This is a genomic window from Enterobacter sp. 50588862 (genome assembly GCF_001462935.1).
GTDB classification, from domain to species: domain Bacteria; phylum Pseudomonadota; class Gammaproteobacteria; order Enterobacterales; family Enterobacteriaceae; genus Enterobacter; species Enterobacter bugandensis.
The window spans coordinates 1-20210 of record NZ_LNHM01000029.1; the positions used below are offsets into that span (position 1 = coordinate 1).

Below are 20210 nucleotides of genomic sequence, written 5' to 3' on the forward strand. Positions count from 1 at the left end.
AACTTCGTAATGAATTACGTATGTTCACTCAGAGACTTGGTATTCATTTATTGTCCGAAGACATTAAGAATCCATGTCACTTTGAGTGCCCACACAGATTGTCTGATAAATTGTTAAAGAGCAGTGCAACGCGGCTTTCGCTCACCGTTGCGAGGTGGCGTATATTACGCTTTCCTCTTTCAGAGTCAACCCGTTATTTCAGGATTTTTTCTCTTCAACCGACCGGGTTAACTGTGAAGTGATTCACATCCGCCGTGTCGATGGAGGCGCATTATAGGGAGTTCTCCGCAGCCCGCAACAGAAAAGTTGCAAAAAAATGACTGACTGCTGTATTCCCCAGCAAAACCCCGCCTTATACCCTTTTACACACAGACTTATCCACAATTACAGCAAGATCCTGATGCGATCCTGCGAACTGAAAGAGAAGATCAACTATACTAGCGGCAAATATTCTTCTCCGCAGAGCTCCCCCTGATGAATACACAACGCCTGCCTCGCGACTGGCGCCTCCCTAAGGCCGGATTGATGCTGCTGACCATCCTCTTCGCCGCTTTTACGCTGCATATGCACTGGAACGCCTTTATCCAGTGGTGCCTTGCCACGCAGATTACGCTGCACCGTTATCTGGTGATGTATCTACTGCAGCTTAATAACAACCAGTACAGCGGTGGATTATGGCTCTTAACAGGCGCTTTCTTTTATGGCGTCCTTCACGCCATCGGGCCGGGGCACGGGAAGTTCATCGTGACAACCTACCTGAGCACAAATAAGGAGAGCGAACTGGCCGCACGCACCGTTCCCTTTCTTGGCAGCCTGATGCAGGGCGTCAGCGCCATTCTGTTTGTCTTTATTCTGGCAGTAGGATTTAACCTCGCGTCAGGGGATATCAGCACCAGCCGCTGGTATGTCGAGAAGATAAGCGCCGTGCTGATTGGCGCATTTGGTGCTTTCATCATTTACCAGGCGCTGAAAAGCCTGCGGCCTCAAAGAATGAGGATCTCAGCCATCACTCCCCTTCATCAGCACGATGAACACTGTGGCTGTGGCCATCACGGCGTGGGCGCAGATCTGACACAAGGTGACTGGAAAACGCGTCTGGGCGTCATTCTGGCGATTGGTGCACGTCCGTGCAGCGGTGCGATCATGATTCTGATGTTTTCGAACGCGCTGGGCATTGTCACCTGGGGAATGGCGGCCGTTATGACCATGTCTTTAGGTACGGCACTCGCTATTATGGGGCTATCACTGGCGGTTCGTTATGCCCGTGAACGCACGGTGGCATGGTTCGGGGGAGATAGCGCGTTCAGATGGCTGGTGCCGGCAGTTAAAATTGTCGGAGGTATCATCCTGATCCTGTTCGCGACCGTCCTGTTCCTGACCGTCATCCCCATTAGCGCCAACGGCGACTACATCGCCGCCGGATGCTAATAAAAGAAAACCCGCCAACGGCGGGTTTTTTATTACTCGTTAATGCGTGGATGTTGATCAACAAGACGGGAGCGTTTCTTCTGCAGCTCTTCAATCTCTGCGTCGATATCCTCAATTTTCTGCTCAACGTTATCGTAATGCTCGCGCAGGATTTCTTTCGCTTCCTGAATATCAGATGCCGCAGGCGTCGCCCCTTTCAGAGGACGGTTCGCCGTCTCCTTCATGGTCAGGCCGGTCGCCAGGCCGACTACCGCAATAACCATCAGGTAGTAGGCAGGCATCATCAGGTTCTGCGTGCTTTCCACCAGAGAGGCGGCAAGCGTAGGCGTCAGGCCGGCAATCAGGACGGAGATGTTGAACGCCGCCGCCAGCGCACTATAACGAATGTGCGTCGGGAACATCGCAGGTAATGTGGATGCCATCACCCCGATAAAGCAGTTCAGGATCACCGCCAGCATCAGCAGACCCGCGAAAATCAGACCCAGCACGTTACTGTTGATCAGAATAAACGCCGGGATCGCCAGCGCGAACAGCGCTACGCTACCCAAGATGATAAACGGTCGACGGCCAAAGCGGTCGCTCAGCAGACCCATAATCGGCTGTACAAACAGCATACCCACCATGATGGCGATAATAATCAGTACGCCGTGATCTTCCGAGTAGTGCAGGTTATGCGACAGATAGCTCGGCATGTAGGTCAGCAGCATGTAGTAAGTGACGTTGGTGGAAATCACCAGACCAATACAGGTCAGCAGGCTGCGCCAGTGCTTTGTCGCAATCTCTTTAAAGGACACTTTCGGGCCGTCCTGCAACCCTTCGCGGTCGCCCTGCTCCAGTTTCTCAACGTGCTGCTGGAACGCAGGTGTCTCTTCCAGCGCATGTCGCAGGTAAAGACCGATAATACCCAGCGGGAGCGCGATAAAGAACGGGATACGCCAGCCCCAGTCGAGGAAGTTCTCCTCACCGACCACGGTTGAAATCAGAACCACGACGCCCGCACCCATCACAAACCCGGCAATCGAACCGAAGTCCAGCCAGCTGCCCATGAAGCCGCGCTTACGGTCAGGGGAATACTCCGCGACGAAGATCGACGCCCCGGTATACTCGCCCCCGACGGAGAAGCCCTGCGCCATCTTACAGAGCAACAGCAGAATAGGTGCCCAGATGCCGATCGTGGCATAGGACGGTATTAGGCCGATACAGAACGTACTGATCGACATAATGACAATGGTGATAGCGAGTATTTTCTGGCGACCGTATTTGTCACCGAGCATACCGAAGAACAGACCACCCAGCGGGCGGATCAGGAAAGGAACGGAGAATGTACCCAGCGCGGCAATCATCTGCAGGCTTGGGTCAGCACCGGGGAAGAACACTTTACCTAATGCATAGGCAACAAAGCCGTAAACACCGAAATCGAACCATTCCATCGCATTACCGAGCGAGGCGGCGGTGATCGCTTTACGCAGTTTAGCGTCATCAATAATGGTGACGTCGCGAAGCGTAATGGGTTTAACCTTTTTCCTTCTTAGCATAGCTTTCCTCGTAGACTTAGCCCTGTCCGTTCCACAGCCAACTCGCACTCTGTGAACCCGAGATCCGCTCCGTGCGAACCTCCATCTTCAAGCGTAGCAGGTTTACTTACATTGACGTTTTCCGTCGATACAACCGAACCTGTTGACGCCTGCCTGGGCAGTTAATGACCTTTTTACCCTACCAGCGTTTATATTTGTGATCAACTTCACACATATATTTATACTGCGTCAGGTGAAGACAGTTTTTGTCAACTTCCGCAAATAAGTACTTTCTCAACCTTCCAGAGCCCCCATTTTCGCCCTCATCTTTTTTCTTTTCCCAACAGAATAAAAAGCCATATTTTTTACAAGAGATTTACATAAATTTTCAGCTCTCACTACGCGCCGTAAAGTTTACATTCAATATGTGATGAAGATAACTAAAACACCGTTTTATTTTCATTGAATCAATATTCCATCGATCGCATGATAATTCCTGAAACATAGCGACGCATGTTTTCTGACGAGAGGAAACGAGAGCGCTAACTGAATTTCGGTGCAGGGTTATCACAAACCAATCATCAAGAGCACCCTTCATCAAATTGAATTTATTGATTTTTTTATTCGCACCTGCCGCTCACCATGAGAGGCGAAATTGTGAGGGTTAGAGATGAAGATTAAAGCCACGATAGAACGCATACCGGGTGGTATGATGCTGGTGCCGCTGGTACTCGGTGCTATTCTGAATACATTAGCACCTGAAACCGGGGCTTATTTTGGTGGTTTCACAAAGGGGATGATTACGGGTACCGTTCCCATCCTGGCGGTCTGGTTCTTTTGTATCGGCGCATCCATTAATTTGCGGGCAACCGGTACCGTATTACGCAAATCCGGAACGCTGGTGATAACCAAAATAGCGGTTGCCTGGGTGGTCGCAATGATATGCGCGATGTTCATTCCTGAAAATGGAATTCAGACCGGTTTCTTCGCCGGGTTATCCGTCCTGGCGATTGTCTCGGCGATGGACATGACCAACGGCGGGCTGTATGCCAGCCTGATGAACCAGTACGGAACGAAAGAGGAGTCCGGCGCGTTTGTTTTGATGTCTCTGGAGTCCGGCCCGCTCATGACGATGCTGATCCTGGGGTCCGCTGGCCTGGCTTCTTTTGAGCCCCATCATTTTGTCGGCGCGATCCTGCCATTCCTGATCGGCTTCGCGCTGGGCAATCTGGATCACGATCTGCGTGATTTCTTCAGCAAAGCCACGCCGGTGCTGATCCCATTCTTTGGCTTTGCGCTGGGTAACACCATCAACCTGAACGTGATTCTGGATACGGGACTGCTGGGGATTGTGCTGGGTGTCGCGGTTATCATCATCACCGGTATTCCGCTGATCATTGCTGACCGCGTAATCGGGGGAGGAAACGGCACGGCGGGCGTCGCCGCCTCTTCAGCCGCAGGCGCTGCCGTTGCAAACCCGGTGATTATCGCCCAGATTAACCCGGCCTTCGAACCGGTGGCCGCGTCCGCGACGGCACTGGTTGCCGCCAGCGTGATTGTCACCGCAATCCTGGTGCCCATCATCACGGCGCTATACGCGAAACGCTACGGAAATGTGCAAGAGATCCCGCCTGAACCGAAACCGATAGAAATGAATCACTAACACACCGCGCCAGCCATCCCCTCTCCCCTGGGGGGAGAGGGTCAGGATGAGGGGTTCAACCAAAAATCTCTTCCACCATTGCATCCATCAGCCGTTTTGCCGAACACAGCCTCGGCATACCCAGCGCGACGGTCTGCCAGTTTTGCGTCACTGACCAACTCACCGGGTGTATATCCGCCTGACACCAGTCGCCCAGCCAGCCCAGCATGTCTTTGTGATCGATTAAACCCGCCGAAGCAGGTGTGGTCAGCCATTGATGATAGAAATGGCGCGTTGTGGGAGACGCATTGATGCCCTGCGCGAGGTAGTTGGCGGCCATGCTGCGTAAATTATCCTTGAGCATGGCCAACACATCGTTGTTCGCCAGACGGCAGGCATCGCCAAATGCTCCCCAGCGCAGCTCTTCCAGAACAATGAAGCAGCGCCCGGCCAAAGACCAGCCATCATAGTGACCGGCTCGCCAGCGGGTGAAAATTTGTTCACTGTGCTCGCCCGCCTGTACCGTCAGTCCACGCTGGGTCAGCGCCTTTTCTTTATAGGCGGCACGTTGGGTAAAATGAGAGGAGAGCTCCGCATACTGTTCAAGCAGGCCGGGAGATGGCTGAGCGCGCAGGTGAGCCTGCTGGCACAGTGCAGTCAGTTTATCGGCCATCAGCGTCAACGCAAGATGGCCTGGATCCAACATGCCGGCGAGTTTTTCCGCCAGCCCCAGGCGCAGGGCCGCGTTCTCGTTAAGCATTCCCGCCATCGCCCAGGGCCGTAGCCGGGTATGCGTCATGATCTCCTGAGTCAAACGTTCACGAAACTGCAGCTGCTGCGGCCCCAGATGGGGATGGCGCGCCGCGTCCACGCCCTGCACAAGATCGACCATAAACCTGGGATGAATACACTCCAGCGTCCGCCCGGGACCGTCCAGTAGCTGTGTTGTCATGGTTGCTCTGCTGCGAATAGAGTTTGAATGTCATCGCGTAACAGTCGGGTGTCTTCCTGAATCCACGTCGCAGTCGTAATGCTTTGCTTCAACAGCTGGCTGAGCGCTCGGGTTGAATGCTCATTTTGTTGACGCACTGCGAGGCTATCACGCAAGCTTTCCTGTAACCCGGTCAGGCATAACGAAAATTCTGCAAAGAACGTCGCCATTCCGGCCGTAACAGAGACATCGACCTGCGCGGACAAAGCTTTACGTATTTGTTCACAAAACTGATCAATATGTTGCTTAAATTTGTCATGCAGTTGCGCAATGTCGATAACATAGTGCGTGCGCGTGACCACATACTCATCCCAGCCCCAGCCCGGATTATTGAGCCAACGCGAAACGGTTTCACGCATACTGCTCCCGGCGGAAAGTTGACCTGCCGGGCGGTTATCCTGTGCAATGGCATCGTTAAACAGTGCCCGCGTATTGAAGTCAAGCTGGTTTGCCTGAAAAGCCGGGAAGCTGATCCGCGCCCGGAAGCCAGCATGGCTCAGATGCTCTTTTATACGCGTTTCAATGGGGCGGATAGCGTCATTCAGCGAGCGCGCCAGCGTAGATTCCAGCTGATCGAAGCGTAACGCCAGCTCCCGGGCAATTTTTGCCTGCGCATCCAGCATGATGAGTTCACAGGAGGAGCGAATTTTACTCAGGACGATCTGCGCCTGACCTTCATCATCCAGAACCAGCGGTTCCCGCTCTTGCAGTTCGTCACTGCGGCGATTCAGTCGCTCAATGCCTGCCAAAGCAAGAATATTTTGACGGCTGAAAACATGGCCCACTGCCTGGTGAAGCGCCGATTTTTCGGCCTCCATAAAGTCCGCAGTCGCGTTCAGCGCCTGGTCAACTTCATGTTTCACCTCATCGCTCACCGCGCTCTGGCGCGTCTGCAGCAGCGCCATATCCTCTTCAAGACGCGCGATGTTCAGTTCCAGCCCCTCAAAGGCCACCGTCAGCCCCTGATAGCGGAAGTCGAGATACTCCCGGGCATTTTGCGCGTAGTTGAGCAGCTTATGCGAGGCCGAGCGCAGCGCGAATAACGAGGCATTGGCATAGGCGGCGTAAATCAGTTTGCGTATCGGCTGTTCAAACAGCGAATCTTCCCAGAGCAAATCGGCTGCGTGACGGATATGGTTTATATCGTCCAGGTCCGCCGAACGCCAGCGGCGTCCGAGTGCGGCTTCGGCAAAATCCTGCACCCAGGGCTGCTCCTGATGATCCGGCAGGCGTCCACGGGCATTCATCTCGTTGCGGGCGCGGTTTGCCAGATACGCCCACATAGAGGAAACAGGGTAGATCTGGCCAGGCGAAATAGTGCCTTTCATTAAGGTACCGGAGATCATCGCCCTGACCTGCTCTTCATCGTCGCTATTGCGATCCTTCTGGTCGAATTTATTCACCAGCGCATACAGAGGCACTGATTTCCCCGCAGCCGAAATAGCCTGACGGACCTCTTCATCAGAAATAGATTTAAGCTGGGTATAATCCATCACCGCCAGCACCGCCGACGCGCGGGCTAGCTGTTCGCTAAGCATTTTTTGCAGATGCGGTTGTCCGGCCTCATTGGGGCCGGGGGTATCGAGCAGCGTCAGTTGCCCGAGGTGCGCATCCAAACCCGCAAGATGCACGAACTCCACTTCAATCACCGGAATATGTTCGATGGCCGCGTATTCGGAGAACGGAAACGCCACGCCCAGCGCCTGGGAGAGCCTCACCAGGTCATTGAGACTTTTCAGGCAATGAAATATTGGCTGCGCCCCGAGATGATGCTTTTCAAAGGCCTCGCCTTTCTCAATACGCTCCAGCAGCGTATTCATGTCCTTATCAATTTCCAGTTGCAGAGCCAGCTTGCCGCGATCGTAATCGCCAAGCTTTTTCTGCAGCAGGTGAATCAAATCATCAATAGGAGAGACATGTGAGAAGTGGAGCACCGGCTCTTTTTGGCCTGGCGTATGACGGATCAGCGTAGGCAGCGCCGTCATTGGGCGGTTGCGGTTCGGCAACACTTCGGTACCCACAATGGCATTAATGGTGGTCGATTTCCCCGCTTTCATCGTGCCAACGATAGCCAGAACCATTTCCAGACGTGTTATTTTGCGTAATTCATTATTCAGCGTTGCCTGCTGCGCTTCGACGCCTCGCGCACTAAAATGCAATGGCAGCACGTTGTTCTTTTCACCTGTAATAGCAGCCGTCGTGCTCTCCAGCTTCGCTGTCGGCATTGATTTCAGGGTATCGAGATTTTGCAGGGCAAGCTGTAACAAACGCTCAGCTTCCTGACTTAATTCAAAAATGGTCTGTGTGTGCATGATAAAAGCCTTTCCTTAACGCAAATTTATTACTTTTATTAAGCCACTTGTATTAATTATGATGTTCAGGCTTATATGATCACGTGTGGAAAACATGTTCACCAAAATATAACTAATTGAAGATAATCAGAAATAAATGGCTATCCCTGCATGGCGTGTAAAGCTCTCCTCAAGGCCTGAAAGCCAAAAGATAAAAAGCCTGGCCCATTTTAAGAAGCTTCAGGATATATCATCATTATTTACCCACCTAAAAAGAGAGGGATAGGCCGCCAACATAAGAAATGCATGGCAGTAAAGTTCGAAGATAAATAACAATGCGTTGCTTCACCTTATCCGAAATGAAGGTGCGTAGCAATTTGCCGCAATAAAATATTCGATATATTTAGCGACTTCTCTTTCCACCGTGTTAATGACGTTAGCATCGCTTAGCTGACTGACAGTAAGTGTCACTCGCAACACATTTTCTGCGTTTTTTAAATTCACAATAGCACCGACAAAAGTGTGGATTTGCGTTATACTTGCCGCCTTTTTCGGCACTCTGCCGTCATTTAGCTGGCACTTTCCAGCGCGTTAACACTTTTGAGGATACCGACATGCAACTCCCACACTGCCCAAAATGCAATTCTGAATACACATACGAAGATAATGGCATGTTCATCTGCCCGGAATGTGCACACGAATGGAATGATGCCGAGCCAGCGCAGGACGCTGATGCGCTGGTCGTCAAAGATGCCAACGGTAATCTGCTGGCGGATGGCGACAGCGTCACCGTGGTGAAAGATCTTAAGGTGAAAGGCAGCTCTTCCATGCTGAAGATCGGCACCAAAGTGAAGAATATCCGTCTGGTGGAAGGCGATCATAATATCGATTGCAAAATTGACGGCTTCGGTCCGATGAAACTGAAATCTGAGTTCGTGAAAAAGAACTGATTTAACCCGCCCGGTAGCGCTTCGCTTACCGGGCTTTCGGGAACTACACTTAACGGGCTTTTCTTACGTGAGGTAAAGATTATGCCGTTAAGTCCCTACATCTCTTTTGCCGGCAACTGTGCAGAGGCTACCGCCTTCTATCAGCAGGCCGTCGGCGCAGAACTCCTCTATAAAATCACCTTCGGCGAAATGCCAAAAAGCGATAACAGCGAAGAAGGCTGTCCGTCCGGCATGCAGTTTCCGGATTCGGCTATCGCTCACTCCAACGTTCGCATTGCGGGCAGCGATATCATGATGAGCGACGGGCTGCCGCCGGGCAGCAGCGCACAGTACGCGGGCTTCACGCTGGTGCTCGACACGCAGGATGTGTCAGAAGGCAAGCGCTGGTTCGACAACCTTGCCGATGGCGGGAATATCGACATGGCCTGGCAGGAAACCTTCTGGGCGCACGGCTTCGGTAAGGTCACCGACAAGTACGGCGTGCCGTGGATGATTAACGTCGTTAAGCAGCAGCACTAATTTTTCGGGCGGTGGGCGGTCTGCCTCCGCCTGTCATCAAACTCCCCTCAACTCTTCAAACTCCCGCAACCTGCACTTAACCCAAATGTCATATTGATGCGCCAGCATGAGGCCACATTTATCGTGAGGCCCAGCACATGCACACTGTCATCCGCGTCGAGAAACTGAGCAAGACCTTCAATCACAACAAGGCGCTGCATGCCGTTGATCTGACCGTCCAGCAGGGCGAAATGGTGGCGCTGCTGGGGCCGTCCGGTTCAGGAAAATCCACCCTTCTGCGTCACTTAAGCGGCCTTATTACCTGCGATAAAACGCCGGAAAGCCGCGTCGAGCTGCTGGGTAACACCGTGCAGCATGCGGGCCGTCTGGCGAGCGATATTCGCAAAAGCCGCGCCCGGACGGGCTACATCTTTCAGCAGTTCAACCTGGTGAACCGCCTGACGGTGCTGGAGAACGTGCTGATTGGCGCGCTCGGCAGCACCCCGTTCTGGCGCACCTGCCTGCGCTGGTTCTCCCCATCACAGAAGCAGGAAGCCTTACAGGCGCTGACCCGCGTCGGCATGGCGCACTTCGCCCACCAGCGCGTGTCCACGCTGTCCGGCGGGCAGCAGCAGCGCGTCGCTATCGCCCGCGCCCTGATGCAGAAAGCCAAAATCATTCTCGCCGATGAGCCCATCGCCTCGTTGGATCCGGAGTCGGCCCGCATCGTGATGGAAACCCTGCGCGACATCAACCAGAACGACGGCATCACCGTGGTGGTGACGCTGCATCAGGTGGATTACGCCCTGCGCTACTGCGAGCGCATCGTCGCCCTGCGTCAGGGCCACGTGTTCTTCGATGGCGCCAGCCATCAGTTTGATAACGAACGTTTTGACCATCTCTACCGCAGCGTAAACCGCGTCGAAGAACGCGCGCAGGCTGCTTAACGTCCCGATAACGAGGAATGGAAATGAACTACAAAGCCGTTGCCGCGCTGGCCTTCACCAGCATGTTCAGCATCAGCACCCTGTTAAGCCCGGCGTACGCCGAAGAGCAGGAAAAAGCGTTGAACTTTGGCATCATTTCAACGGAATCACAGCAAAACCTGAAGCCGCAGTGGGAACCGTTCCTGAAAGATATGGAAACCAAACTGGGGATCAAAGTGAACGCCTTCTTCGCCCCGGACTACGCGGGCATCATCCAGGGGATGCGCTTTAACAAAGTGGACATCGCCTGGTACGGCAACCTTTCCGCCATGGAAGCGGTGGACCGCGCCAACGGTCAGGTCTTTGCCCAGACCGTTGCGGCAGATGGTTCTCCAGGATACTGGAGCGTGCTGATCGTCAACAAAGACAGCCCGATCAACAACCTCAACGACATGATCGCCAAACGCAAAGATCTGACCTTTGGTAACGGCGATCCGAACTCCACTTCCGGCTTCCTCGTCCCTGGCTACTACGTCTTCGCGAAAAACAACATCTCCGCCAGCGACTTTAAGCGCACCGTCAACGCCAGCCACGAAACCAACGCGCTGGCCGTGGCGAACAAGCAGGTGGACGTTGCCACCAATAACACCGAAAACCTCGACAAGCTGAAAACCTCCGCGCCGGACAAGCTGAAAGAGCTGAAGGTCATCTGGAAATCCCCGCTGATCCCCGGCGACCCGATCGTCTGGCGCAAAAACCTCTCCGAAAGCACCAAGGACAAGGTCTACGACTTCTTTATGACCTATGGCAAAACGCCGGAAGAGAAAGCGGTTCTGGAACGTCTGGGCTGGGCACCGTTCCGCGCGTCCAGCGATCTGCAGCTGGTCCCGATTCGCCAGCTGGCGCTGTTTAAGCAGATGCAGGCCGTGAAGGACAACAAAGGGCTGAAGGAAGAGGAGAAGACCAGCAAAGTCTCTGAAATCCAGGCCCAGCTGGAAGACCTCGACCGCCTGACCGCCGCGCTGGGTGCGATGACGAGCGTGAATAAAGCGGTGCAGTAGATCTTTTCTCCCTCTCCCTGTGGGAGAGGGCCGGGGTGAGGGCATCAGCGCGCACATTTCCCCCTCACCCTAACCCTCTCCCTCAAGGGAGAGGGGACTAAACCCACGGAGTCAAACATGCAAACCATCACCCTCCCGCCGCCGAAGCGCAGCTGGTTCTCGCTCATAAGCTGGGCCATCCTGCTGGCGGTACTCGTTATCTCCTGGAAGGGCGCGGAGATGGATCCGCTGCTGCTCTTCAAAGATTCCGGCAACATGGCGACCTTCGCCGCCGACTTCTTCCCGCCGGATTTCAGCCAGTGGCAGGACTACCTCAGCGAAATGGCCATCACCCTGCAAATCGCCGTCTGGGGCACCGCCCTCGCCGTCGTTCTCTCCATTCCGTTCGGCCTGATGAGCGCCGAAAACATCGTACCGTGGTGGGTTTACCAGCCGATGCGTCGCCTGATGGACGCCTGTCGCGCCATCAACGAAATGGTCTTTGCGATGCTGTTCGTGGTCGCCGTTGGCCTGGGTCCGTTCGCCGGCGTGATGGCGCTGTTCATCCACACCACCGGCGTGCTCTCCAAGCTGCTCTCGGAAGCGGTCGAAGCCATCGAGCCCGGCCCGGTGGAAGGTATTCGCGCAACCGGCGCCAACAAAATCGAAGAGATCCTCTACGGCGTCCTGCCGCAGGTGATGCCGCTGCTGATCTCCTACTCCCTGTACCGCTTCGAGTCCAACGTTCGCTCCGCCACCGTGGTCGGTATGGTGGGCGCAGGCGGGATTGGCGTCACCCTGTGGGAAGCGATTCGCGGTTTCCAGTTCCAGCAAACCTGCGCTCTGATGGTGCTCATCATCGTCACCGTCAGCCTGCTGGATTTCCTCTCTCAACGCTTGCGTAAGCACTTCATCTGATTAGCGAGGCTTTGATTGGTATGCACTTATCCAGACATCCGACCAGTTACCCTACCCGCTGGCAAGAGATTGCGGCCAGGCTCGAAGTGGAGCTGCGCACGCATTACCGCTGCGGTGACTACCTGCCCGCCGAGCAGCAGCTTGCCGACCGCTACGAGGTGAACCGCCACACCCTGCGCCGCGCCATTGACCAGCTGGTGGAGCGCGGCTGGGTGCAGCGCCGTCAGGGCGTCGGCGTGCTGGTGCTGATGCGCCCGTTTGACTACCCGCTCAACGCCCAGGCGCGTTTTAGCCAGAATCTGCTTGATCAGGGTAGCCATCCAACCAGCGAAAAGCTGCTCTCGGTACTGCGCCCGGCCTCCCGCCACGTGGCGGATGCGCTCGGGATTCAGGAGGGTGACAACGTCGTACACCTGCGTACGTTGCGCCGGGTCAACGGCGTGGCGGTCTGCCAGATCGACCACTACTTCGCGGACCTCACCCTCTGGCCAGTGCTGCAAAATTTCGCCAGCGGTTCCCTGCATGATTTCCTTCAGGACGCGACGGGTATCGCGCTCAAACGCACCCAGACGCGCATCAGCGCCCGCCGCGCGCAGGCGAAAGAGAGCAAGGTGCTGGAGAGCCCCAACATGGCCCCGCTGCTCTGCGTGCGCACCCTCAACCACCGTGACGGCGAGATCAACGCGACGGAATACTCCGTCAGCCTGACCCGCGCCGACATGATTGAATTCACCATGGAGCACTGAATGCACTTCGACACCTCCACCCGACAGCGCTGGATGCGCGTGCTGGCCCATAGCCAGCCTGCTGCGCTGGCCGCCCGCATGAACGCACTCGGCCTGACGCCGGACTACGACACGATCCGCGCGCCGGAGATCGGCCTGGTGCAGATCCAGGCACGCATGGGCGGCACCGGCGAGCGCTTCTTCGCCGGCGATGCCACCCTCACCCGCGCGGCTATCCGCCTTAACAGCGGCACGCTGGGTTATAGCTACGTACTTGGGCGAGACAAAACGCACGCCGAGCGCTGCGCGGTGATCGACGCGCTTTTACAGGAACACCCGCATTTCCAGACGTTAATGGAAACCCTTATTGCCCCGCTGGAAGCCGACCGCGCCGCACGCCTTGCCGCGCGTCAGGCCGAAGTGAACACCAGCCGGGTCGACTTCTTTACGCTCGTTCGCGGAGACAACGCATGACGCTTCAACCTGCTTTTACCCTGGCCGTCCAGGATGCCCAACAGAGTTTCCGTCGCCTGCTGAAGGCCATGAGCGAGCCGGGGGTGATTGTCTCCTTGCACCAGCTCTCGCAGGGCTGGCTGCCGCTGAACCTCGCCTCCACCAGCGTGCTGCTGACGCTGGCGGACAACGACACCCCGGTATGGCTGTCAGGCGCATTGCTGAACGATATCGCCAGCCAGAACCTGCGCTTTCACACCAGCGCGCCGCTGGTCGATCAGCCCCAGCAGGCGGTCTTTGCCGTGGCCGACGAACAGATCAGCCATGAACAGCTTAACGCCCTGAGCGAAGGCAGCGCCGTCGCACCGGAAACCAGCGCCACGCTGATTTTGCAGGTCTCCAGCCTGAGCGGTGGCCGCATGCTTCGCCTGACGGGCGCAGGCATCGCCGACGAGCGGATGGTCGCGCCCCAGCTACCGGAGTGCATCATCCATGAGCTGACCGAGCGCCCGCACCCGTTCCCGCTCGGCATTGACCTGATCCTGACCTGCGGCGAGCGCCTGCTGGCAATCCCGCGGACTACCCACGTGGAGGTGTGCTGATGTACGTTGCCGTCAAAGGAGGCGAAAAGGCGATCGCCGCCGCTCATGCCTTACAGGAGCACAGACGCCGGGGCGATGAACAGCTTCCCGAGCTGAGCGTCGCCCAGATTGAGCAACAGCTTAACCTCGCGGTTGACCGCGTGATGACCGAGGGCGGCGTTGCTGACCGCGAGCTTGCAGCGCTGGCGCTGAAGCAGGCCAGCGGCGATAACGTGGAAGCCATCTTCCTGCTGCGCGCCTGGCGCACCACCGTTCCCCGTCTGGCAGTCAGCGAGCCGGTGAACACGGCGGAAATGCGTTTAGAGCGCCGTATTTCAGCGGTGTACAAAGACATTCCCGGCGGCCAGCTGCTTGGCCCGACTTACGACTACACCCATCGTCTGCTGGACTTCACGCTGCTGGCGAACGGCGAAGCCCCAACACTCAGCACTTCAGACGTCGAACAGGAAACGTCTCCGCACGTCTTCAGCCTGCTGGCAAACCAGGGGCTGGCGAAAGCGGAAGAAGACACTGGCGCCACGCCGGACGACGTCACCCGCACGCCGCCGGTCTACCCGTGCTCACGCTCGTCCCGCCTGCAACAGCTGATGCGCGGCGACGAAGGGTATCTGCTGGCGCTGGCCTACTCCACACAGCGCGGCTACGGGCGCAACCACCCGTTCGCGGCAGAGATCCGCAGCGGCTATCTCGACGTCGAAATCGTGCCGGAAGAGCTGGGTTTTGCGGTGAACGTCGGCGAACTGCTGATGACCGAGTGCGAAATGGTCAACGGTTTCGTCGCGCCAGAGAATGAAGACCCGCATTTTACCCGCGGCTACGGGCTGGTGTTTGGCCTCGGCGAGCGGAAAGCGATGGCGATGGCGCTGGTTGACCGCGCCCTGCAGGCGCCGGACTACGGCGAGCACATTGCCGGCCCGGCGCAGGACGAAGAGTTCGTGCTGGCCCACGCGGACAACGTCGAGGCCGCAGGTTTTGTCTCGCACCTCAAGCTGCCGCACTACGTCGATTTCCAGGCCGAACTGGAACTGCTGAAACGCCTGCAACGGGAGCGCGCCAATGGCTAACTTAAGCGGCTACAACTTTGCCTATCTGGATGAGCAAACTAAACGCATGATCCGCCGCGCCATTTTAAAAGCGGTGGCTATTCCGGGCTATCAGGTGCCGTTTGGTGGCCGTGAAATGCCGATGCCGTACGGCTGGGGCACGGGCGGCATTCAGATCACCGCCAGCGTGATTGGCGAAGCGGACGTGCTGAAGGTTATCGACCAGGGCGCGGACGATACCACCAACGCCGTGTCGATCCGCAACTTCTTTAAGCGCGTGACGGGCGTCAACACCACCGAAAAAACCGAAGACGCGACGCTGATCCAGACCCGCCACCGCATTCCGGAGACTCCGCTGACGGAAGATCAGATTCTGATTTTCCAGGTGCCGATCCCGGAGCCGCTGCGCTTTATCGAGCCGCGCGAAACCGAGACCCGCACCATGCACGCGCTGGAAGAGTACGGGATCATGCAGGTCAAACTGTATGAAGACATCGCCCGCTTCGGCCATATCGCCACCACCTACGCCTACCCGGTGAAGGTCAACGGGCGCTACGTCATGGACCCGTCGCCGATCCCAAAATTCGATAACCCGAAGATGGACATGATGCCTGCCCTGCAGCTCTTTGGTGCCGGACGTGAAAAACGCATCTACGCGGTACCGCCGTATACGCGTGTCGAAAGCCTGGATTTTGACGATCACCCGTTTACGGTGCAGGAGTGGGACGAGCCGTGCGCCATCTGCGGATCCAAACACAGCTATCTCGATGAAGTGGTGCTGGACGATACGGGCAAACGGATGTTTGTCTGCTCCGACACCGATTACTGCCGCCAACAGAGCGAGGCGAACGGCCAATGAAACCGCTGCTTTCGGTTAATAACCTGACCCACCTATATGCGCCGGGAAAAGGCTTCAGCGACGTGTCGTTCGAGCTGTGGCCGGGCGAAGTGCTGGGCATTGTCGGCGAGTCCGGCTCCGGCAAAACCACCCTGCTGAAGTCCATCTCCGCGCGTCTGACGCCGCAACACGGCGAGATCCTGTATCAGGGACGCTCCCTCTACGACATAAGCGAGGCCGAGCGCCGTCGCCTGCTGCGCACCGAGTGGGGCGTGGTGCATCAGCACCCGATGGACGGCCTGCACCGTCAGGTGTCGGCGGGAGGCAATATCGGCGAACGGCTGATGGCCACCGGCGCGCGCCACTACGGCAACATCCGCGCCACCGCACAGCACTGGCTGGAGGAGGTGGAGATCCCCGCCTCGCGCATTGACGACCTGCCAACCACCTTTTCCGGCGGTATGCAGCAGCGTTTGCAAATTGCCCGCAATCTGGTCACCCATCCAAAGCTGGTGTTTATGGATGAACCCACCGGCGGGCTGGACGTCTCCGTGCAGGCCCGCCTGCTCGACCTGCTGCGCGGCCTGGTGGTGGAGCTGAACCTGGCGGTGGTAATTGTCACCCACGATCTGGGCGTTGCGCGCCTGCTGGCGGACCGCCTGCTGGTGATGAAGCAGGGTCAGGTGGTGGAAAGTGGGCTGACCGACCGCGTGCTTGACGATCCACATCATCCGTACACCCAGCTGCTGGTGTCGTCGGTATTACAGAATTAAGAGGCCAACATGATCCACGTTGAAAGTGTCAGTAAGACCTTTGTGCTCCACCAGCAAAATGGCGTGCGCCTGCCGGTGCTGCAAAACGCCTCGCTAGAGGTGAGTCAGGGTGAATGCGTGGTGCTGCACGGCCACTCCGGCAGCGGTAAATCGACCCTGCTGCGCTCCCTGTACGCCAACTATTTACCGGACGAAGGCCACATCCATATTCGCCATAACGAAGAGTGGGTCGATCTGGTTCAGGCCCCGGCGCGCAAGGTGCTGGAAGTGCGCCGCTCAACGATCGGCTGGGTCAGCCAGTTCCTGCGGGTGATCCCGCGGATCTCCGCCCTGGACGTGGTGATGCAGCCCCTGCTGGATCTCGGCGTGCCGCGCGAAACCTGCGCCGCCAGGGCCGCCAGCCTGCTGACGCGCCTCAACGTGCCGGAGCGCCTGTGGCACCTCGCCCCGTCGACCTTTTCCGGCGGCGAGCAGCAGCGCGTGAATATCGCGCGCGGGTTTATCGTCGACTATCCGATTTTACTGCTGGATGAACCCACCGCCTCGCTCGACGCTAAAAACAGCGCAGCGGTGATAGCGCTGATCGAACAGGCCAAAGCGCGCGGGGCGGCGATCGTCGGGATCTTCCACGACGACGCCGTCCGCACCCGCGTGGCGGACAGGCTGCACCCGATGGGGACAAACGCATGATTATCAATAATGTCAGGCTGGTGCTGGAAAATGAGGTCGTGAAGGGTACGGTTGAAATCCAGGACGGCGTCATCCGCGCCTTTGCCGAAACCCAAAGCCGTTCTCCTGAAGCGATGGACGGCGACGGCGGTTGGCTGCTGCCGGGGCTGATTGAGCTGCATACCGATAATCTGGATAAATTCTTCACCCCGCGCCCGAAGGTGGACTGGCCCGCCCATTCGGCGATGAGCAGCCACGACGCGCTGATGGTCGCCAGCGGCATCACCACGGTGCTGGACGCGGTGGCGATCGGCGACGTGCGCGACGGCGGCGATCGTCTGGAAAATCTGGAAAAGATGATCAACGCCGTGGAGGAGACGCAAAAGCGCGGCCTCAACCGCGCCGAGCACCGCCTGCACCTGCGCTGCGAGCTGCCGCACCACACCACCCTGCCGCTGTTTGAAAAGCTGGTCGGGCGCGAGCCGGTCTCGCTGGTCTCCCTGATGGATCACTCCCCGGGGCAGCGCCAGTTCGCCAACATTGAAAAATATCGCGAATACTATCAGGGCAAGTATTCACTCAGCGATGCGGAGATGGCGCGCTACGAAGAAGAACAGCTGGCGCTTGCGGCACAATGGTCGCAGTCGAACCGCCTCTCCATTGCCGCGATGTGCCGCGACCGCAACATCGCGCTGGCCAGCCATGACGATGCCACGCACGATCACGTGCGCGAATCCCACCAGCTTGGCAGCGTGATCGCCGAATTTCCCACCACGTTCGAAGCGGCTGAAGCCTCCCGCAAATACGGCATGAACGTGCTGATGGGCGCGCCGAACATCGTGCGCGGCGGATCGCACTCCGGCAACGTGGCGGCAAGCAAACTCGCTTCCCTCGGCCTGCTGGATATCCTCTCGTCTGACTACTACCCCGCCAGCCTGCTGGACGCGGCCTTCCGCGTTGCAGACGACGAGGACAACCGCTTTACGCTGCCGCAGGCGATTCGACTGGTGACGAAAAACCCGGCCAGCGCGCTCAACCTTCACGACCGCGGTGAGATTGCCGAAGGCAAACGGGCAGACCTGGTGCTGGCGCACCGCAAGGGCGAGCACGTTCATATCGACCACGTCTGGCGTCAGGGAAAAAGGGTGTTCTGATGGGAAGACTCATCTGGTTAATGGGCCCGTCCGGCTCGGGAAAAGACAGCCTGCTGTCGGCGTTACGGCAGCGGGAACATTCACAGCTGCTGGTGGCGCACCGCTACATTACCCGCGCGGCGAACGCTGGCAGTGAAAACCATATCGCCCTGAGCGAGCAGGAGTTTTTTACCCGCGCCGGGCAAAATCTGCTGGCGCTGAGCTGGCACGCGAACGGCTTTTATTACGGCGTCGGCATCGAGATCGACCTCTGGCTGCACGCGGGCTTCGACGTGCTGGTTAACGGCTCGCGCGCGCATCTGCCGCAGGCCAAAGCCCGGTACGAAGCGGCGCTGCTGCCGGTCTGTTTGCAGGTTTCTCCGGATATTCTGCGCAGCCGCCTGCAAAGCCGGGGGCGCGAAAATGCGCGTGAGATCGACCAGCGGCTGGAACGTGCGGCGCGCTACACTCCGTCGGGCTGTCACGTCCTCAATAACGACGGAAGTTTGCTACAGTCAGTCGAGACCTTTTTATCGCTTATTCGCCAGAAGGAGAGACAGCATGCCTGACTGCCAGCTTCGCCCCGCCACCGCCGACGACGCGCAAATCGTTTACGCTCTGATCTGCGAGCTTAAGCAGTGTGAATTTGACCATCAGGCGTTTCACGCCGGATTTCTGGCCAATCTGCAGGATCACAACATGCGCTACCAGCTTGCCGAGCTGGACGGAAAAGCTGTCGGCATGATCGGCCTGCACATGCAGTTTCACCTCCATCACGCCCGCTGGATCGGCGAGATCCATGAACTTGTGGTGATGCCGCAGGCGCGCGGGTTAAAGATTGGCAGCCAGTTACTGGCATGGGCAGAAGACGTTGCGAGGCAGGCCGGTGCCGAGCTAACAGAGCTCTCCACCAGCGTGAAGCGCACGGACGCCCACCGCTTTTACGTTCGTGAGGGATATACGCAGAGCCATTTTCGCTTCACCAAACCGCTGTAGAGGTGCGTTATGAGTCTGACCATCACGTTAACGGGAACCGGAAGCGCCCAGCTGGTCCCGGTCTTTGGCTGCGACTGCGCGGCGTGTCGCAGGGCGCGTTTGCAGGACAACTATCGCCGTCGCCCCTGTAGCGCGGTGGTCAAATTCAACGATGCAGTCACCCTGCTGGATGCGGGCATTCCGCACCTGATGGACGACTGGCCGGCGGGAAGCTTCCAGCAGTTTTTGCTCACGCACTATCATATGGATCACGTCCAGGGGCTGTTCCCCCTGCGCTGGGGCGTGGGCGCAACCATCCCGGTCTACGGCCCGCCGGATGAAGCGGGCTGTGACGACCTGTTTAAACATCCCGGCATTCTGGATTTCAGCCACACGGTCGAGCCGTTCGTGATGTTTGAGCTGCAGGGACTGCGGGTCACGCCGCTGCCGCTCAACCATTCAAAACTGACCTTCGGGTATCTGCTGGAATCGGCCCATAGCCGCGTGGCGTGGCTTTCTGATACCGCCGGGCTGCCGGATAAAACGGTGAGGTTTCTGCTCAACAATCAGCCACAGGCGATAATCATCGACTGCAGCCATGAACCGCGTCCGGAGACACCGCGCAACCACAGTGATTTAAATACGGTGATGGCCCTGAACGAGGTGATTGGCTGTCCGCAGGTGATCCTGACGCACATTAGCCATCAGTTTGACGCATGGATGATGGATAACCCGCTGCCGGACGGCATTGAAGCGGGATATGACGGGATGGTACTTGTGCTGGATTAGGTTTTCTCCCTC

At 57.3% G+C, this 20210-nt stretch carries 21 protein-coding genes; 18 read left to right on the plus strand and 3 right to left on the minus strand.

The features are described from left to right. The first annotated feature begins 474 nt into the window (after positions 1-474). A complete protein-coding gene (locus APT89_RS16865) occupies positions 475-1428 on the plus strand; it encodes a nickel/cobalt transporter (RefSeq protein ID WP_060573068.1) in 954 nt (317 codons plus the stop codon). A gap of 32 nt (positions 1429-1460) precedes the next feature. Here the strand turns inward: APT89_RS16865 and proP are convergent, their stop codons facing one another. Next, positions 1461-2963: a glycine betaine/L-proline transporter ProP gene (gene proP / locus APT89_RS16870; RefSeq protein ID WP_041911505.1), complete on the minus strand. Its 1503-nt coding sequence runs from the start codon at positions 2961-2963 to the stop codon at positions 1461-1463. 649 nt (positions 2964-3612) lie between these two features. Between proP and kdgT the strand changes: the two genes are divergently transcribed. Beyond that, positions 3613-4605 (plus strand): 2-keto-3-deoxygluconate transporter, encoded by a 993-nt coding sequence (gene kdgT / locus APT89_RS16875; RefSeq protein WP_028015220.1) that lies wholly within the window; start codon positions 3613-3615, stop codon positions 4603-4605. Between the two features lie 55 nt (positions 4606-4660). On the opposite strand, the gene APT89_RS16880 is transcribed toward kdgT, so the two are convergent. Both APT89_RS16880 and crfC read right to left on the minus strand, forming a co-directional pair. Continuing rightward, positions 4661-5536, minus strand: a complete 876-nt coding sequence (locus tag APT89_RS16880) for a diguanylate cyclase regulator RdcB family protein (RefSeq protein WP_060573070.1) — start codon at positions 5534-5536, stop codon at positions 4661-4663. Further along, a complete protein-coding gene (gene crfC / locus APT89_RS16885; RefSeq protein WP_060573072.1) occupies positions 5533-7887 on the minus strand; it encodes a clamp-binding protein CrfC in 2355 nt (784 codons plus the stop codon). Before crfC ends, APT89_RS16880 begins: the two co-directional genes overlap by 4 nt. 593 nt (positions 7888-8480) lie before the next feature. On the opposite strand from crfC, the gene APT89_RS16890 reads away from it, so the two are divergent. The 16 genes from APT89_RS16890 (at position 8481) to phnP (ending at position 20198) form a co-directional block, all read left to right on the plus strand. Continuing rightward, a complete protein-coding gene (locus APT89_RS16890) occupies positions 8481-8816 on the plus strand; it encodes a zinc ribbon domain-containing protein YjdM (RefSeq protein WP_028015217.1) in 336 nt (111 codons plus the stop codon). Between the two features lie 81 nt (positions 8817-8897). Further along, the gene (gene yjdN / locus APT89_RS16895) at positions 8898-9335 is read left to right on the plus strand and encodes a VOC family metalloprotein YjdN (protein ID WP_028015216.1); all 438 of its coding nucleotides are present in this window, start codon (positions 8898-8900) and stop codon (positions 9333-9335) included. A gap of 137 nt (positions 9336-9472) precedes the next feature. After that, positions 9473-10261, plus strand: coding sequence for a phosphonate ABC transporter ATP-binding protein (gene phnC, locus APT89_RS16900; protein WP_041911507.1), 789 nt, complete (start codon positions 9473-9475; stop codon positions 10259-10261). A gap of 23 nt (positions 10262-10284) precedes the next feature. After that, a complete protein-coding gene (gene phnD / locus APT89_RS16905) occupies positions 10285-11301 on the plus strand; it encodes a phosphonate ABC transporter substrate-binding protein (protein WP_048957486.1) in 1017 nt (338 codons plus the stop codon). 117 nt (positions 11302-11418) lie between these two features. Beyond that, complete coding sequence (phnE, locus tag APT89_RS16910; RefSeq protein ID WP_028015213.1) at positions 11419-12198, plus strand: phosphonate ABC transporter, permease protein PhnE; 780 nt, start codon at positions 11419-11421, stop codon at positions 12196-12198. 20 nt (positions 12199-12218) lie between these two features. Continuing rightward, positions 12219-12944 (plus strand): phosphonate metabolism transcriptional regulator PhnF, encoded by a 726-nt coding sequence (phnF, locus tag APT89_RS16915; RefSeq protein ID WP_060573074.1) that lies wholly within the window; start codon positions 12219-12221, stop codon positions 12942-12944. Continuing rightward, entirely contained in the window at positions 12945-13397 is a 453-nt protein-coding gene (gene phnG, locus APT89_RS16920; protein WP_028015211.1) for a phosphonate C-P lyase system protein PhnG, read from the plus strand. It abuts the gene before it with no gap. After that, positions 13394-13978 (plus strand): phosphonate C-P lyase system protein PhnH, encoded by a 585-nt coding sequence (phnH, locus tag APT89_RS16925; RefSeq protein ID WP_045630769.1) that lies wholly within the window; start codon positions 13394-13396, stop codon positions 13976-13978. The genes phnG and phnH overlap by 4 nt, the downstream gene beginning before the upstream one ends. Next, a complete protein-coding gene (locus APT89_RS16930; RefSeq protein WP_060573075.1) occupies positions 13978-15042 on the plus strand; it encodes a carbon-phosphorus lyase complex subunit PhnI in 1065 nt (354 codons plus the stop codon). Before phnH ends, APT89_RS16930 begins: the two co-directional genes overlap by 1 nt. After that, positions 15035-15880 (plus strand): alpha-D-ribose 1-methylphosphonate 5-phosphate C-P-lyase PhnJ, encoded by an 846-nt coding sequence (phnJ, locus tag APT89_RS16935; protein WP_041911512.1) that lies wholly within the window; start codon positions 15035-15037, stop codon positions 15878-15880. The genes APT89_RS16930 and phnJ overlap by 8 nt, the downstream gene beginning before the upstream one ends. Beyond that, positions 15877-16632, plus strand: a complete 756-nt coding sequence (gene phnK, locus APT89_RS16940) for a phosphonate C-P lyase system protein PhnK (RefSeq protein WP_060573077.1) — start codon at positions 15877-15879, stop codon at positions 16630-16632. The genes phnJ and phnK overlap by 4 nt, the downstream gene beginning before the upstream one ends. A 9-nt stretch (positions 16633-16641) precedes the next feature. Beyond that, entirely contained in the window at positions 16642-17322 is a 681-nt protein-coding gene (phnL, locus tag APT89_RS16945; protein ID WP_060573080.1) for a phosphonate C-P lyase system protein PhnL, read from the plus strand. After that, positions 17319-18455, plus strand: coding sequence for an alpha-D-ribose 1-methylphosphonate 5-triphosphate diphosphatase (gene phnM, locus APT89_RS16950; RefSeq protein ID WP_060573082.1), 1137 nt, complete (start codon positions 17319-17321; stop codon positions 18453-18455). The genes phnL and phnM overlap by 4 nt, the downstream gene beginning before the upstream one ends. Beyond that, entirely contained in the window at positions 18452-19003 is a 552-nt protein-coding gene (phnN, locus tag APT89_RS16955) for a ribose 1,5-bisphosphokinase (RefSeq protein ID WP_028015204.1), read from the plus strand. The genes phnM and phnN overlap by 4 nt, the downstream gene beginning before the upstream one ends. After that, entirely contained in the window at positions 18996-19430 is a 435-nt protein-coding gene (phnO, locus tag APT89_RS16960) for an aminoalkylphosphonate N-acetyltransferase (protein WP_060573084.1), read from the plus strand. Before phnN ends, phnO begins: the two co-directional genes overlap by 8 nt. A 9-nt stretch (positions 19431-19439) precedes the next feature. Beyond that, entirely contained in the window at positions 19440-20198 is a 759-nt protein-coding gene (gene phnP / locus APT89_RS16965; RefSeq protein WP_047362633.1) for a phosphonate metabolism protein PhnP, read from the plus strand. Positions 20199-20210 lie beyond the last annotated feature (12 nt).